At 41.2% G+C, this 15587-nt stretch carries 11 protein-coding genes and 4 pseudogenes; 5 read left to right on the top strand and 10 right to left on the bottom strand.

The window, feature by feature from the left end:
- Position 1: 1 nt before the first annotated feature.
- From HEQ19_05645 to HEQ19_05625, 5 genes and pseudogenes are all read right to left on the bottom strand, one after another.
- The gene (locus HEQ19_05645; GenBank protein WYL99077.1) at positions 2–853 is read right to left on the bottom strand and encodes an ABC transporter permease; all 852 of its coding nucleotides are present in this window, start codon (positions 851–853) and stop codon (positions 2–4) included.
- Positions 810–971, bottom strand: a pseudogene (locus HEQ19_05640) (ABC transporter ATP-binding protein). The gene HEQ19_05645 and the pseudogene HEQ19_05640 overlap by 44 nt, the downstream one beginning before the upstream one ends.
- Positions 972–1032: 61 nt before the next feature.
- Positions 1033–2139 (bottom strand): RNA-guided endonuclease TnpB family protein, encoded by a 1107-nt coding sequence (locus HEQ19_05635; protein ID WYM03269.2) that lies wholly within the window; start codon positions 2137–2139, stop codon positions 1033–1035.
- A gap of 204 nt (positions 2140–2343) precedes the next feature.
- A pseudogene (locus HEQ19_05630) lies at positions 2344–3039 on the bottom strand (ATP-binding cassette domain-containing protein).
- A gap of 386 nt (positions 3040–3425) precedes the next feature.
- The gene (locus tag HEQ19_05625) at positions 3426–4247 is read right to left on the bottom strand and encodes an NADPH-dependent oxidoreductase (GenBank protein WYL99075.1); all 822 of its coding nucleotides are present in this window, start codon (positions 4245–4247) and stop codon (positions 3426–3428) included.
- Between the two features lie 563 nt (positions 4248–4810).
- Between HEQ19_05625 and HEQ19_05620 the strand changes: the two are divergent.
- Positions 4811–5230 (top strand): annotated as a pseudogene (locus tag HEQ19_05620) (aldo/keto reductase).
- Between the two features lie 112 nt (positions 5231–5342).
- Here the strand turns inward: HEQ19_05620 and HEQ19_05615 are convergent.
- The 3 genes from HEQ19_05615 to HEQ19_05605 all read right to left on the bottom strand — a co-directional run bounded on the left by HEQ19_05615 (position 5343) and on the right by HEQ19_05605 (position 9848).
- Positions 5343–7679, bottom strand: a complete 2337-nt coding sequence (locus HEQ19_05615; protein WYL99074.1) for an arylsulfatase — start codon at positions 7677–7679, stop codon at positions 5343–5345.
- Positions 7680–7696: 17 nt separating this feature from the next.
- Positions 7697–8365, bottom strand: a complete 669-nt coding sequence (locus HEQ19_05610) for a glutathione S-transferase family protein (protein ID WYL99073.1) — start codon at positions 8363–8365, stop codon at positions 7697–7699.
- 103 nt (positions 8366–8468) lie between these two features.
- Positions 8469–9848 carry an LLM class flavin-dependent oxidoreductase gene (locus HEQ19_05605; GenBank protein ID WYL99072.1) on the bottom strand — a complete coding sequence of 460 codons (1380 nt, stop codon included), beginning with the start codon at positions 9846–9848 and terminating at the stop codon, positions 8469–8471.
- An 85-nt stretch (positions 9849–9933) separates the two neighbouring features.
- On the opposite strand from HEQ19_05605, the gene HEQ19_30700 reads away from it, so the two are divergent.
- On the top strand, positions 9934–10068 hold the full coding sequence (locus HEQ19_30700) for a hypothetical protein (protein WZI67120.1): 135 nt from the start codon (positions 9934–9936) through the stop codon (positions 10066–10068).
- Positions 10069–10239: 171 nt separating this feature from the next.
- On the opposite strand, the gene HEQ19_05600 is transcribed toward HEQ19_30700, so the two are convergent.
- The gene (locus HEQ19_05600; GenBank protein ID WYL99071.1) at positions 10240–11793 is read right to left on the bottom strand and encodes an amidohydrolase family protein; all 1554 of its coding nucleotides are present in this window, start codon (positions 11791–11793) and stop codon (positions 10240–10242) included.
- A gap of 635 nt (positions 11794–12428) precedes the next feature.
- Between HEQ19_05600 and HEQ19_05595 the strand changes: the two genes are divergently transcribed.
- A complete protein-coding gene (locus HEQ19_05595) occupies positions 12429–13184 on the top strand; it encodes a dienelactone hydrolase family protein (GenBank protein ID WZI67119.1) in 756 nt (251 codons plus the stop codon).
- Between the two features lie 27 nt (positions 13185–13211).
- Here the strand turns inward: HEQ19_05595 and HEQ19_05590 are convergent, their stop codons facing one another.
- On the bottom strand, positions 13212–14411 hold the full coding sequence (locus HEQ19_05590) for a transposase (GenBank protein WYL99070.1): 1200 nt from the start codon (positions 14409–14411) through the stop codon (positions 13212–13214).
- A 134-nt stretch (positions 14412–14545) separates the two neighbouring features.
- Here HEQ19_05590 and HEQ19_05585 point away from each other — a divergent pair.
- Positions 14546–14656, top strand: a pseudogene (locus HEQ19_05585) (dienelactone hydrolase family protein).
- A 271-nt stretch (positions 14657–14927) separates the two neighbouring features.
- On the top strand, positions 14928–15584 hold the full coding sequence (locus HEQ19_05580) for a class I SAM-dependent methyltransferase family protein (GenBank protein WYL99069.1): 657 nt from the start codon (positions 14928–14930) through the stop codon (positions 15582–15584).
- Positions 15585–15587 lie beyond the last annotated feature (3 nt).

Here is a 15587-nt window from a genome sequence, read left to right as displayed (position 1 = left end):
ATTACATAGCCACCCGTGGATAAAGTCGCCCACAGATGAAGGTCAAACCTATTAATGTTAGCAAGAGAATCGTACAGTCTAACCCAAACCCATAAATACTTAAGCCATTTGCCAGCATCGCACCCCTTAAAGCATCCACCTCATAGGTCAAGGGATTCAAGTGGGAAATGAACTTTAACCAACTTGGCATCAGTGAAATAGGATAAATCGCATTACTGGCAAAAAACAAGGGCATAGTAATCAATTGTCCAATTCCGGTAAATCTTTCTCGTGATTTCACCAGACAGCCGATAATCATGGAAAAAGTGCAAAAACAACCTGCTCCCAAAAACACAATCAACACTACTTGCAAGAAAGCCAAGGGATTGTGATTTAGGTGTACACCCAACAACAAGGCTAAAAGGTAAATAAACACCACTTGCGAAAAGCAACGAATCCCAGCAGCAAAAGCTTTACCCAAGACAATCGCCGCACGCGGTATGGGAGCAGCGAGAAATTTATGCAGAATTCCTAAATCACGTTCCCAAATTAACGTCATCCCCCCAGAAAAAATAGCAACGAACAGCGCACTCTGAGCCAGAATACCGGGAGTCATAAAATCCAAGTAAGGTATTGCTGTAGGAATAGCGTGAGTCCGGGTAAATACTTGACCGAAAATGATCAGCCATAAAGCTGGTTGCACAGCCCTGATAATTAAATCACTAGGATCATGGCGGAGTTTCCGCACTTCTAACTCAGTAATTACCAGGGTTTTGGTAAATAAGTCTTTGATAGGGGAAAAAATACCTTTTGGGCGAAAATGCCTTGTTTCAACCCAACCGTTGAGTGGTACGTCTAATTTTTGCTGTCTCACTGTAGCTCACTCCTGATACTAATTGATTACCTGCGTAGTGGATAAACACATCATCTAAGGTTGCATCTGGTTTTCCTATGGCTGCTTTTAACTCTGTTGGTGAACCAGTAATCATCTGCTACATAAAAGCTGGACAAATCCAGACATTACTTGACGTTTCAACGGGAGCATGGGAGCGGCTATCCCTTAACGTCCAGACACGCTTTAGCCTGACGTGCATATTTTTCGAGATTTTTAGACGCATTTAAATCTCGGTCTGAGGTATGCTGACATTTTTTACATTCGTAAACCCGCTGTGATAGACTAATTTCTTGAATTTCTCCACAATTTGCACAAGTTTTACTAGATGGGTAAAATCTATCTACAAATACGACAGTTCCACCGTATCTAATTACTTTATATTCTACTTGTCTGCGGAATTCATAAAAATTGGCATCGCTGACAGCACCGGCTAACTTATGATTTTTCAACATCCCCGAAGTATTCAAATCCTCCAAAGCAACAACTGCGTGGTTTTTGCAGATAAATGTAGTTGCTTTATGAGTGGCATCAATACGTATATTAGTAATACGTCGATGCAGTTTAGATATTCTCAACTTTTGTTTTTTGTAACGATTACTTCCCTTAATTTTTCTTGTAAGTTGACGTTGTAATCTTGTTAACTTTCTCCTGGCACTTTTTAAAGCTTTCGGATTGACAAAAATCACTCCTGTTGATAAGGTAGCTAAGGTTTTTATGCCTAAATCAACCCCGACATAATCATGTTCTTTAGGAGTGATTTCTGGTTCTATTTCATAAGAACAAGAAATGTACCAATCTCCCGCAGATTGAGATATAGTAACCTTTGTGGTTGTGGTGTGAAGTAAAGATTCATAAGTTGCAACCCAGCCAATCGTTGGTAATTTAATGCGTTTACCACCGATATTTATTGGTTTACCACCTGCATTAATTGTAAAACTCTCATTTCTGCCTTTTCTTTTAAACTTGGGATACTCTGCACGTTTACAAAAGAAGTTCTTAAAAGCTTTCCCTAAATTATCAAAAGCAAATTCCGTGATTTTTTGACAAATACCTTTTTCTTTAATCCATGTCAAAAATGGCTTGACTTCATTATTAAAGAACTTTTTCAAAATCAAGTGATTGGGTTGATATCCTGATTGATACAATGCTTGCCATGTGGCGAGTCCCCAATTGTATGTAAATCGGGATATGCCGGCATGTTTTGACATCAGAATTTTCTGGTCAGCAGTCAATTTTAACTTGGTAATGATTGCAGTCAGTAACACAAATTTACTTGTAAGGCAAGCTTTTCAAATCATCACATAAACAGTACAGGTGGGTCTAGAAGGTTTATGTAAATTTTCTTGAAACATGTGGTGACAGAAGCCCCCAGAGCGCGTAGGGTCTGCACCATACGCGAGCAAGGTTTTTGGTGCGGTTTGTCAACAAATGTCGGTGTAAGTCTGGCAAATAGTTGACGCTTGAGATTACTCTCTACCCTGATTCATAATCACCACTCGGTGACAAAGACTATCTGCTTCTTGTAAAAAGTGGGTAGTTAAAAAGATAGTTGTGCCATACTCTATACGCAGTTGTTCCATTAGCCGCCAAACTTGCGATCTCGCCACTGGATCTAATCCTACCGTCGGCTCATCTAGAAACAAAATCTGCGGTTGATGTAAAATGGCTTGGGCAATTTCCAGTTTCCGAATCATTCCACCAGAGAAGGTTCTGACTAAGCGATGTGCAGCATCCTCCAAGCCCATGAACTCTAGCACCTCAGCAATTTGCTGTTTTCTCTGTCGAGAGGGAATGTCATACAACTTGGCGAATGTTAAAAGATTTTCATAACCTGTCAAACTCCCATCTGCTGATAAAGCTTGGGGTACATAACCTATAACCCTTCTGACTGCATTAGGTTGACGAGTCACATCATAACCAGTTAAGTATGCTTTACCACTACTGATGGGCAGTAAAGTAGTTAACATCTTAATTACCGTACTTTTACCTGCGCCATTTAGCCCCAGTAAGCCAAAAACTTCTCCGGATGCTACGGAGATATTCAAGTTATCAACTGCTGTGAACTTGTCAAAGCGTCGCGTCAGTTCTAGGGTTTGCAATATTACTGATTGCGGAACTTGTGCAGATGCTACCGAAGAGTCTATTTTTCCCGTTAGTTTGGTCACGATTGGGAGACACTTCCTTTTTTTATATTTAGATAAACTAAATATTAGTGTCTCATATATTGGCTATAAGTCAAGAGTTAGTCCTAAGCTGACAATTTTATAGACAAACTTATACATATATTGACAAATATTGAGAAAAATTAAGATAATTTAGTTGAAAAAATTAAATACTTGATATATAATACCAAAATTAAGTACAGTTATCTACTGTGTAACAAATTATATTTCTTTTACATCTTCATTGACAAAAAACACAAAATATGCCCTCCAAAAACCGGAGATGTCGTAGGGGTTTAGCATTGCTAAACCCCTAGAACGCACAATCGGGATACCGGGAGTAATCTCCTAGTTAAGTATTTGCTGGACTTCCACGTACATTTATTATGTCAGCGTAATTCAAAACCCAATTTTTTCAACACCTCCTGTAACCGATCGCGACCTGATAAAGATTCAGCAGATGCCACTCTTTTGCTAGAATGTTCTGACCAATCACCTGGAATATTCATCTGTTGCGAATCATAAAAATCTTGCATAACTTGGTTGTACAAAGAAATTCCCTCATCTTGTTCTGCAAGTTGATAAGTTTCTCGATGTAGCACGACTGACTGAGGTAAACGTGGTTTCACTGCTACACTCACCGCCGGATCAGCATAACCAACACACAAACCAAATACTGCAACAACATGAGGAGGTAAATTTAGTACCTGTGCTACCTCTTCTGGCTTGTTCCGCAACGCACCAATATATACAGTTCCTAAACCAAGAGATTCTGCAGCTACTACTGCATTTTGCGCTGCTAATGCAGCATCTATCGCTGCGACTAGAAACATTTCTAAATAATTTAAAGCCTCATGGGGTAATCCACGACTTTCAGCAATGTGAGTTAGTCTAGCTAAGTCTGCTAACCACACGAGAAATAAAGGAGATTGGCGAATATGCGCTTGATTATTAGCTAGTTCAGATAATTTTTCTTTCCTATTTACATCTTCTACTGCTACTACACTCCAAGTTTGGAGATTGGAGGATGTTGAAGCAGATTGTGCAGATGTAATTAAACTTTCTAAAGTTCCTGGTGGTAAAGCATTATTCAGGTATGCACGAATAGAACGATGAGATAGCAAAGTAGCTAAGGTTTCATTCCAGGGAATATCTGGATTGAAGTTGCCAATGCCATAACGGTTACTAAGTAAATAGGTCGGATTAGTCATAATTCTTAATTTTTCAGCCTACAAATGGATCAATGTACACAATTACAGTTTATATAATGTTACTAACAAGGCTGTGTATTGCTCAGATGGATTAGCATTTCTTGATGAAGATCCGCTTTATTTAATAATTGTTAGTAAAACAGCAACTAGTTCTCAATCCTCAAGATGCAGCGAGGTATCTTTGTCAGCTTGACCCTTACCCGCTCCCAAATCCACATGCTTATTCACTCTAGTCAGTGTTGGTACTATACCCACAAAAATAGCGACTAAGCTAACTTTTTTCCCCAAATCGGGAGAGGTTAGTACTGTAACTTGGTCGATGCACTGTAGTTTATTTTTACTAGATACTAGTATTTCACAAATAATGCGGAATTTAAGTATTTTTGGCTACATTTTTTGATTTTAAAATAATTGCTACAACGGGTTGTGTATGTCAATCGAGTATGTTAATATGCTTTTCATCTATTAACTCCTTTAACTCGGTAGACTTAAAGGAGTTTTGTAAATTGTCAGTATTGTGAATAATTGTAAGTGATATAATTAAGGAAAATTATTCAAAAAATATGAAGTACAACCAATTAGGTGAAAGCGATCTTAACGTTTCTGACATTTGTCTAGGCACGATGACTTATGGGCATCAAAATACAATTGAAGAGGCGCATCAGCAACTAGACTATGCTGTTGCTCAAGGGATAAATTTCCTAGATACAGCGGAAATGTACCCTGTACCACCTCGCGGTGAAACTCAAGGGAAAACCGAAGCTTACATTGGCGAATGGTTGAAGAAACAGCAACGGGATAAGTTGATAGTAGCGACAAAAATCGCCGGTCCAGGTCGTCCGTTCACATGGTTGAGGGGAGGAAATAACAAAATTGACCGCAGGAATATTCAACAAGCAATAGACGATAGTTTGCACAGATTACAAACAGATTATATAGATTTATATCAAATTCATTGGCCTGACCGTTATGTTCCTACTTTTTTTATTTCGCGCAAAAATGAACCGAAATGATAAATAATTTTGTGATATTTCAACACATTTGTAGAGACGTTACATGTAACATCTCTACTTAGAAATTCATGCCTTTATTGTGTCAATTTAGGTTCAGGGTAACTTTCTGTAAATTACCTGTGAATGCAAAGGGCACTTGATAGGTGTCAACAACAGGAGTACCTGTATCTCGACCAACATCAAAAGTTTCATCTAACGCCACACGGTAAGGTATGGTTTTGTCAACTCGACCGACCGCTACCTGTTGATTGTTAATCAACAATTTTCCAGTTCCCCCAGCACCGACACCACCGTCGTAATCAAAATCAAATCGTATTGTTGATTTACCTGCTGGGATTTTTTCAGGAGATTGAATAATGTATCGCTCTGCATTGGCCAAGTTGTATAGATATGTTGGTTTACTATCTTCCAGGAAAAAACTCCAACCAGCAAAGCGTCCACCTTGGGTTAACAATACACCTTCTGCACCATTTTTGGGAATCTCTACATCAGCCGTAATGCTGAAGGAGCGATTTTTGAGACTTGGCGCACTACCTTCGGGGATGGATGCTGCACCAGGATAGTAGGTAAAGGTTGTGCGTCCTGCGGCTAGGGAGGGGCGACTTCGGACATCAAATCGTTCAGACACGCGATCGTCTAATGGTAAGACATTGTGTTTACGAGCTTCAGAGAGAAACAACTTTTGCAGTTTTGCCAATTTCTCTGGATTTTTATCTGCTAGGTTATTCGCTTCGCTGAAATCTTTTTCTATGTTGTATAGTTCCCAGGGATCTTGCTCGAAGTCAGCATTGATTGTACCCTGCCAAGGCAACCGAGGATGACGCGCCGCAGCTATCCATCCGTCATCATAAATAGCCCTGTTTCCGAACATCTCGAAATACTGGGTTTGACGCTGGGAAGAAACATCAGGATCATCAAATGTGTAAACTAGGCTAGTACCTTCAATCTTTTGTTGCTTCACCCCGTTAACTTGAGTAGGTGTAGTAATTCCTGCAGCTTCTAAAATGGTGGGTGTAATATCAATTACATGATGGAATTGGCTGCGGAGTCCGCCTTGGTTTTTGATGCGATCGCCCCAAGCAATTACTAAAGGGTTACGAGTACCGCCAAAGTGAGAGGCTATTTGTTTTGTCCATTGGAAGGGGGTAGTACCCGCCCAAGCCCAAGCTGCATGATAATGATTAAAGGTTTTGGGACTGCCTAAGTCATTCAACGAATTTAGGAGTTCTTCTTGGCTTTCCGGTATTCTATTGAAAACTTTCAATTCATTGACGCTACCTCTTAAACCGCCTTCAGCACTAGCACCGTTATCACCAACGATATAAATAACTAAGGTGTTATCGAGTTCCCCAATTTGGTCTACAGCATTAATTAATCGTCCCACTTCATCATCTGTATGTCCCAGAAATCCGGCAAATACTTCCATTTCATGGGCATAGATTTTTTGTTCAACTTGGGATTGGGAATCCCAAGCCGGCAGTTCTTTCGGACGAGGGGTAAGTTGAGCATTGGCAGGAATTATACCCAGTTGTTTTTGACGCCCAAAGGTTTCTTCCCGCAATTTATCCCAACCTTGGTCAAATTTGCCTTGATACTTGTCAATCCAGGCTTTAGGCGCGTGGTGGGGTGCATGGGTAGCTCCGGTAGCCAGATAGGCAAAGAAAGGCTTGTCTGGAGCGATGGATTGTTGAGAGCGAATCCAGGCGATCGCATGGTCTACTAAATCCGAGGTTAGGTGGTAATCAGGGTTATTGGTTGGTGGTGCAACCCGCTTGGTATTTTCTACCAAACCCGGACTCCACTGATTAGTATCACCACCCAAGAAACCGTAAAAATACTCAAATCCTAACCATGTAGGCCAACGATCAAAAGGGCCAGCAGCACTGGTTTCATAGTCTGGTGTGTTGTGCCATTTGCCAAAAGCTGCGGTGTTATACCCGTTTTGACGTAGCACTTCGGCTACAGTGACAGCACTCTTGGGTAAAATTGTCGTGTAACCAGGGTAGCCTGTTGCCAATTCGGCAACTACACCTGTACCGACTGAATGATGATTGCGCCCAGTTAATAAAGCTGCTCTGGTAGGTGAACAAAGGGCTGTGGTGTGAAATTGGTTGTAGCGTAATCCTTTTTCTGCCAAAGAAGTCAAATTCGGGGTTTCCACGGGACCGCCAAAGGTACTTGCTTGTCCAAAGCCGACATCATCCAGTAGCACTAGCAGGACATTGGGAGCTTTTTCTGGAGCGGTAATTGGGGCGGGGAAATCTGGTGTTGAATCCTTGGAAGTTATCCCAATTTCACCTTTGAAAGAGGGTGCGCCAATTGGTAAAACCTTTGATGTGGCTGCTAGGGCGGGGCTTGTTACCATCAAGAATGTGATGACCAGAGATAGGGCGAGCGATCGCCAAATTGCACGTAACATACAATTACCTTTTATGACTATTTTTTGGCTGTTAAACCCAGAATTTTGGCAAATCTCTCTAAATAAAAGTCTGTAGGATTAGCGACTTTTTGGATGGAAGGGCGATCGCGCAAATTTTCCCACCATTTCTGTAAGCGTGGTGTTTCTGCTGGCAAAGTAAAATTACGGTAACTTTGTAAGATTGGTAATCTTTCAAACCAGGGGTAAAAACTAATATCAACTAAACTCAAATTTTCGCCTAACCAGTAAGAACTATTACCAGACAGCTTACCTAATCCTTCTTCCTCTATATACAAAAGAGATTCTAAAAACTCTCTTTGTCCCTGTTCTTGTTCCTGTGTATCTTTACCACGCAGGAATTTATTAAATGCTGGGACAAAACGAGTGTTAGCGTAGTCAATCCAAATTCTCGCAACTGCTTTTGCAGCTGGATCATGAGGTAACAGCGGTGGTTCAGGAAATACTTCCTCTAGATACTCATTGATAATTGCAGATTCATATATTTCTACATCCCCATGTTTGATAGCAGGAACTTTGCCGTAACGAGAAACTTGGGTAAAAGCTTCTGTTTTATTCTGCAAGTCAATTTCAATTGGTGTAAAATCAATTCCTTTTTCTAGCAATACCACACGGGTTCTTTGGGAAAAAGTAGAGCCTTTGCTAAAGTAGAGTTGTAGATTGGTCATCTCATCCATTCCTTGTAAATTATGACAACTTCTGTAGTTACAGCACCTTGTTGTAAATAGATCATCCTAGGGGTGCAAGTCCTTGGTCCCCTAGGATGATATCTTATTTTGTCGTAGCAATAGTCAGCAATTCAGATGCATCTCCAACTTGAGTAAATCTATTTGTGGGACGGGGTAAACCCAAATTCTCCCGCAGAGTATTACCTTCATATTCGGTGCGGAAAAGTCCGCGACGTTGCAGTTCAGGAATTACCAAATCAACAAACTCATCCAAACCTCCTGGTAAATAAGGTGGCATAATATTAAACCCATCAGCACCACCATTTACAAACCATTCTTCCAACTGGTCAGCTATGGTTTGGGGTGTTCCTAATATGGTTCTATGACCACGGGCACCTGCGATCGCTAGATATAATTGTCGAATGGTTAAATTATCTCTATTCGCTAAGTCTTTCAACAATTTCTGACGGCTTTTCCCACCATTAGTCTCTGGTAGTTCTGGTAAGGGTCCATCTACAGGATATGGGGATAAATCAACTCCACCTATCATCCCAGACAGCAGTCCTAACCCTACATAGGGATGAATCAACTCTTGCAGTAAATCGTATTTTTCCCTAGCTTCTTCCTCAGTTCTACCAATAACTGGGAACACCCCTGGCATAATCTTCACATGGTCGGGGTTACGTCCCGCGTTTACAACTCTGGCTTTGACTCCAGAATAGAAAGTTTGTGCCTCTTCCAGTGTTTGTTGAGCAGTGAAAATCACCTCTGCGGTGTGTGCTGCTAGTTCCTGACCATCTTCAGAAGAACCAGCTTGAATAATTACCGGATATCCTTGTGGTGGACGGGCTACATTCAAGGGGCCAAGAACTGAAAAATGTTTACCTTTGTGGTTAGGAACGTGTAGTTTATCTGGTTCAAAGTAAACTCCTGATTCTTTGTCACGGACAAACGCATCATCTTCCCAACTATCCCAAAGCTTTGTGACAACATCGACAAATTCTCGCGCCCGTTCATAGCGTAAACCATGCTCCATGTGTTCGTCACGGTTGAAGTTGTAAGCTTCGGCTTCGGTTGCAGAAGTAACAAGATTCCAGCCAGCACGACCAGCACTTAGATAGTCTAATGATGCAAACTTACGCGCTAGGTGAAAAGGTTCGTTATAGGTGGTTGATACCGTTGCTGCTAAACCGATGTGTTCTGTAACTACAGACAAGGCCGAAAGTAAGGTTAGGGGTTCAAAATGCACAACTGACCCACGGCTGACAGCCTCTAAACCTTGACCTCGTTGTCTTACAGCTACACCATCGGCAAAGAAAATCATATCAAATTTGCCCCGTTCTGCGGTCTGGGCAACTTGGCGAAAATGTTGGAAGTTCAAACCCCCATCAGCAGGTGTATCAGGGTGTCGCCATGCTGCTACATGATGACCAGAACTCATTAAAAATGCTCCCAGCCTGAGTTGTCTTTTTTGCTGACTCATTTTTTTTCATCCAAGGTTTAAAATTTAACGTAACGCGAAAGTCCCCACCCTCAACTCTTAGTAGGGTGGAGATGAATAGCGGGGGTTGAGGATTGCATCTGGAATTGATTTTTTACTTGGTAAAAACAAATTCTGGATGTATGACGAAACCCCAGGATTTTTTGGTAAGATAGTTAATGTCTTGACCATCAATGCCATAAGCGAAAACCAAGCCAATTAGGTACATGTTGCAAGAAAAAGATTTGGGTCTTGGGAGCCAGGACTCCTGCCCTTGGAGGGAATGTAAGACCAAAAAAACTACGGAGTTTTTGAGGCTATTCCCGATGAATTGGGAAGCTCAGACTTCAGCCGTAGGCAAGTCTGAGTAGTTCACAATCGAATTAAGCCGCCACTAGGCTGGGGATAGTAGATTTTTGTTAACAGAATCTAGCCCTTGTGGAGATTCGATGTTCGCTACTTTAGATTCAACCGCTGTACCCTTGAAGAAGTTGGGGTTAGCTTGGGTGTAGAATTTGTAGGGATTACCGAAGACATAAGCTTTAAAGTCAGCTTCGGAAATTACTCCTTCTTGCACCAAATCCCAGCTTTCAGCTAGGGGATCTGTGAGGTCGGGTACATCCCAGTGACCAACATCTGAGGAATAGATGGCGTTGATTTTCACACCCAAGGGATTGGCTTTGTCGTTGAATGCTGCTCCGATGGTGCGATCGTCGGACTCAGAACCAAAGAAGAAGCTATTCACCCAGCGATCGCGGATGTCTTCGATTGTTTCAATCCCAGCAGCAGCAAAGTCCTCTAGTTCACTACCTATAGGTGAGCGGCTATGACGGTTGAAGGAAGAACCCAAAACGCTCTTTGTTAACTCTTCTTTAGTCAGAGGATATGATTCTAGAAATTCGCTACCAAACCGTTCAAACAATGCGAATAACTCATTTGCATTGGTGTTTTCTGGGTTGTAGTTTTCCAATCCCTTGAGACTACGTTTGGAGAAACGGTCTACTAAATGAATGTAGACGTGTGCGCCCCAATCTGCACCACCTTCGAGCATAGCTACGCGCAATTGTGGGAACCGCTTGGTGACACCACCAAAAAACAATGCTTTCGCAAATGCTTGTGAGCCATCAGCAAAGTGACCGATGTGGTTGTTCATGTAGTTGCTGATGGAGGAGCGTCCAGTCCAGCCTTGGCTGCCGTAATGGGTAGTAACGGGTACACCTAACTCGACGGCTTTCGCCCAGAAGGGATCGTAGTCGTATTCACTATCCAATCCATAAAAGTCGATGTATGAGGCATGTTTGGCGATTTCTGGGTATTGGTCCGCTGGATATTTATCGGCGATCGCCTTAATTGGCCGTTTCACACCACCAGGAATATTTGCAACTTTTAAACCTAGTGTTTTTACGGCAAATTCTAACTCCTCGATGGCTTCTTGGGGATTACCCATCGGAATACCAGCTACCACCGTCAAGCGATCGCTATATTTTCGATACAAGTCAGCATGATAGTGATTTACCGCCCTTTGCAGTAGTTGGCGATCTTCTGGCCCTGCTCCAGCTGGTGCTAGAACGTTGTTAGGAAACAGCACTGAATAGTCTGATCCCTGTTCTGCCTGACGCTCATAGAATAGTTCAGGCAAGGTATAAGTAGCTAAATCTAGGGTATTGCGGGTAACTCTCGCCCACCAAGGAGAACGAATTGTGCGGTTGTATTGACGTTCTTCAGGGGTTTGTTGATACCAGTCTTTACCTTTGCTCTTAGAGTTAAGACGAGAAGATTCTGCCTTGTGTAATGCGTCTACGAGTTTTGCACCACCGTAATTAGCGATGTAATCATCCAACGCGGGGGTGAAATCATTGGTATGAACATCGGTGTCAATTATCGGATAATTCAGCTTGGCTTTAATTGCAGCCGAGCGAGAAGTTTTCAATCTGCTATATTCAGTCATATTTTTTTCCTTGAATAAATGACAGAAGTAGTGCTGAGAGATGAGTTATGGGTGCTGAGTACAACGAAGCATAAGAGTTATTTACTGTTATAGAGATGGGAAATTTTGTATCTCTACAACAACAAAAAATCATTGACTCATCAAGGGTCTACAGCACTCGAAACTCATCACTTGTCCTGTAGCTTGAATAAAGGCACATAATTATTTTTGTTTTATACAAAGTGAGTAAATAGAGTAGGTATTAGCCCACAAAAATGAGGCTGTAATCCGAGGGATTAGTGCCAGTACTTGTTGAGGAATGGGGACGGCGATTGAAATCGCCCACGCCTAGCCCCCATAAATAGAATTTAGGGGCTTGCTCGGCGTGGATAACTTGGTCAGGTAAAACAGACCTTTTTAGGTATAATACACATCATCGACCGATTTATAGGTGATTTATTTTAGAGTATTGCATGTCCCCCAATAAAATTCAAGTCCTTAGAGAATAAAATATGTGATTAACTAAAATTATTAATCACAAATATTTAGCAAGTCTAAATATAATCCCGGTTTGGATTATATTTAGACTTAGGTTGACAAAAGTTAACAATCTCGGAACAAAGAAAACTAAACCCAAATAATTCCAGGTAAAGAGGATGAAAGATCTCACCCGTCGCCAATTTATCGCCACTGCTACCGTAACAACTGGTTTTGCTTTGGCGGTAAAACCCATTTCTGCTCAAGTGATTACGACCGATACCCAAGGATTAGTTACGGGTGCGGTGAAAATTCCCGTTCAAGGTGGTGAAATTCCAGCTTACAGGGCATTACCTGCGACTGGAGAGAATTTTCCGATTGTGCTGGTGATTCAGGAAATTTTCGGTGTACATGAACACATTCAAGATATCTGCCGTCGCTTTGCTCAGTTGGGGTATGTAGCGATCGCACCAGAATTATTCACACGTTTTGGTGATGTCTCAAAGTTAAGCAATATCGATATCGATGACATTCGCCAGGTGGTAGCACAAGTACCAGATGCTCAGGTATTATCAGACCTTGACGCTACTGTAGATTGGGCTGTCAAGTCTGCCAAAGGCAATGCTGATAGATTGGCCATTACAGGCTTTTGTTGGGGTGGTCGTATTACTTGGTTATACTCAGCACACAATCCCAATGTTAAAGCTGGCGTAGCATGGTATGGTCGATTAGTGGGTAATTCTACAGAATTAACCCCGAAACATCCCGTTGATATTGCCTCTGGGTTGAAAGTTCCAGTGCTGGGACTGTATGGAGGTCAGGATACAGGCATTCCTTTAGAGACAGTAGAGCAAATGCGTGATCGACTCAAGTCCAGCAGCAGTAAATCGGAAATTGTCGTCTACCGTTTGACAAAACCTACTAAAATCTACTAGTGTAGAAATGCGTAATGGTTTTCGTCTTTATAAAGGCAAAACCTTTAGAGGTGCAACGGCTGCACTCACTATCTCCTCTGCTGTATAAGCATTGGGGAATACTTTTCTACAGATTTGTAAAGAACCATTGACATCGGCATTAATCTTGGTTCCATTACTAGACTGAAATAAACCACGCTTAACTCTCTTACCTAAATACGTAGAGTGTTTAACTGGCTGCTCTAGGTCTAATGCACTTGTCTTACTGGTATAAGATTCTTCAGTCACTACAACTTTGATTCCTGCTAATTGACATTTGTATGTTATCTGGTCAATTAATCTTGCATGGGGAATCTGTGTAAAAGATTGATTGTTATTTTTACCTATATTGATATTTTGCTTCCAGTTATTGTTTTTACCTATAACTAAAGTACCAATATCACTAGCTTTAAGTAGGTTAACTATGGTTCTACTTGTATTGTGCAGATAATTGTCAATGTAATTGTTTCTAGAGGTAGTTAGAGATTGAATCCGCTTACTTGATTTGCGTTTGTCACCTAACTGAGCTTGTAACTTAGCTTTAGTTTTGTTATAGAACTGGTTGACTGACTTTAAAGGTCGTCCATTAATCAACAAAGGTGTAAATCCGCCTTTGTTTGAAGTTAACGCTACTAAGTTAGTTAAACCAAGGTCAATACCCGCTACATACTCACTGGTAAATTGTTCCTCTTCCTGCTTATAATATACAATCTCAACTACATAACAAGTCGGACGAGGTATTAATCGCACCTCAACTACATTATCTACCTTAGTTGGAATCTGAATATCACTCATTGACAAGTGACAGATACCAAGTTTTAGTTCAGCTTTGTATACTGACTCATGATAATAGATAACTACGTTGCGTCCTTTAGTCTTATCCTTGTAACCTGGTATTCTCGGTTCACCTAAAAACTTAGAAGGATTCTTCTTCCATTCTTTGTGTGCTTCAAAGTAACCAGTCCAAGTAGAAACCAGTCGTTTAATAATTTGTTTACTAACTTTTGTCGGTAAAGCACGATAATCTACACAGTTTTTAGTCAGATGATAAAGATCAGTAAGACTATACTTTTTACCAGTAGCAAAGAAATGTTGACGACAAATGTAATTAGCTGCATTGTATAAGTTTTTTGAGAGGAAGGATAGTTGATCAATCTGTTGCCAATGTGGGTGAGATTGTTTAATGATATGTCTTTCAACTAAAATCATTTTTTCTTCCTTCGTCCTGCTATGCACAGCATAGCAATTTACTCCAATACATATAGTATTACTATAGCATAACCTTATCTGATTTAAATAGTATTTAGTAGTATTTATGAGCTTTACTGTTTACTGTTCACAACCCCGATGCACCCCACGCTTTTTTTGCCGATTACCGTCCTTCTTACAGGAAAAAAGAAGCACAAGATGGTTGGCAACGCCTCCAGGTATGGTTTAAGCAGTATGGGGTATAGTTTTAGGGCATGGGGCATGGGGCATGGGGTATGGGGCATGGGGCAATTCCATTTTGGATTCGACTTCAATCTAAAATCTAAAATCTAAAATTTCTAGGGCATGGGGCATGGGAAAGATTCACCAATGCCCAATGACGGCAGTTGCTTCATCATGTCCTTGATTTTTTATCAATGTGTATGATACTCTGCATTTATCGATAAACCACAGTTACTCGACAAACTAATAGTAGTTTTAAAATACACAGTGTGCATCAAACGGGAATCACCCATTATGCCAAAAGATTGGTACGAATGGCACGACCTCTACAAGACTGAGCCAAAATTGCAGCAGCGTCTAGAAATCGTGCGGGAATATATTGCTTATAGCTTGAATGCGTCCAAAAATGGAGCTATTTCGATAGTGAGTGTTTGCGCGGGTGATGGACGAGATTTACTAGGAACTTTAAAAAATCACCCACGTGCGAAGGATGTTTCTGCACGACTGGTGGAAATAAATTCAGATTTAGTGAAAAGTGGACGAGCAACTATAGAATCGTTGGGTTTAACCAAGCAAATTGAGTTTATCAATGGTGATGCAACGATCGCCACTAACTATCTAGGCGCAATACCAGCAGATATTGTGATTGTGTGTGGTGTCTTTGGCAATCTAGCTGACGAAGCGGAACTCAATCGCTTACTGGATAACTTGAGTTTTCTAAGTAAACCGGGTGCTTTTGTTATCTGGACTCGTGGACACTCCAACGATATTCCCCACTCTGACAATGTGCGGAAAATTTTGCGTGCATCTAGATTTGAGGAAGTCAGCTTCAAACTCACAGCTACAGGAGATATGGGTGTAGGTCTTCATCGATACCTTGGTGAAAACTTACCTCAACCCAAAGAGCAACAGTTATTTGTGTTTTCCGGTGTTCCGAGAAAAGCGAGGTAAAAA

This window comes from Gloeotrichia echinulata CP02 (assembly GCA_038087035.1).
In the GTDB taxonomy this organism is placed as follows: Bacteria; Cyanobacteriota; Cyanobacteriia; order Cyanobacteriales; family Nostocaceae; genus Gloeotrichia; species Gloeotrichia echinulata.
This window is presented reverse-complemented; position numbering and strand designations above follow the sequence as displayed.

Bases quoted from the DNA above. Each gene is read 5' to 3' on its own strand.
- HEQ19_05580 (WYL99069.1), top strand. From the start codon at position 14,928: ATGCCAAAAGATTGGTACGAATGGCACGACCTCTACAAGACTGAGCCA.
- HEQ19_05605 (WYL99072.1), bottom strand. From the start codon at position 9,848: ATGAGTCAGCAAAAAAGACAACTCAGGCTGGGAGCATTTTTAATGAGT.
- HEQ19_05615 (WYL99074.1), bottom strand. From the start codon at position 7,679: ATGTTACGTGCAATTTGGCGATCGCTCGCCCTATCTCTGGTCATCACA.
- HEQ19_05610 (WYL99073.1), bottom strand. From the start codon at position 8,365: ATGACCAATCTACAACTCTACTTTAGCAAAGGCTCTACTTTTTCCCAA.
- HEQ19_05625 (WYL99075.1), bottom strand. From the start codon at position 4,247: ATGACTAATCCGACCTATTTACTTAGTAACCGTTATGGCATTGGCAAC.
- HEQ19_05590 (WYL99070.1), bottom strand. From the start codon at position 14,411: ATGATTTTAGTTGAAAGACATATCATTAAACAATCTCACCCACATTGG.
- HEQ19_05600 (WYL99071.1), bottom strand. From the start codon at position 11,793: ATGACTGAATATAGCAGATTGAAAACTTCTCGCTCGGCTGCAATTAAA.
- HEQ19_05595 (WZI67119.1), top strand. From the start codon at position 12,429: ATGAAAGATCTCACCCGTCGCCAATTTATCGCCACTGCTACCGTAACA.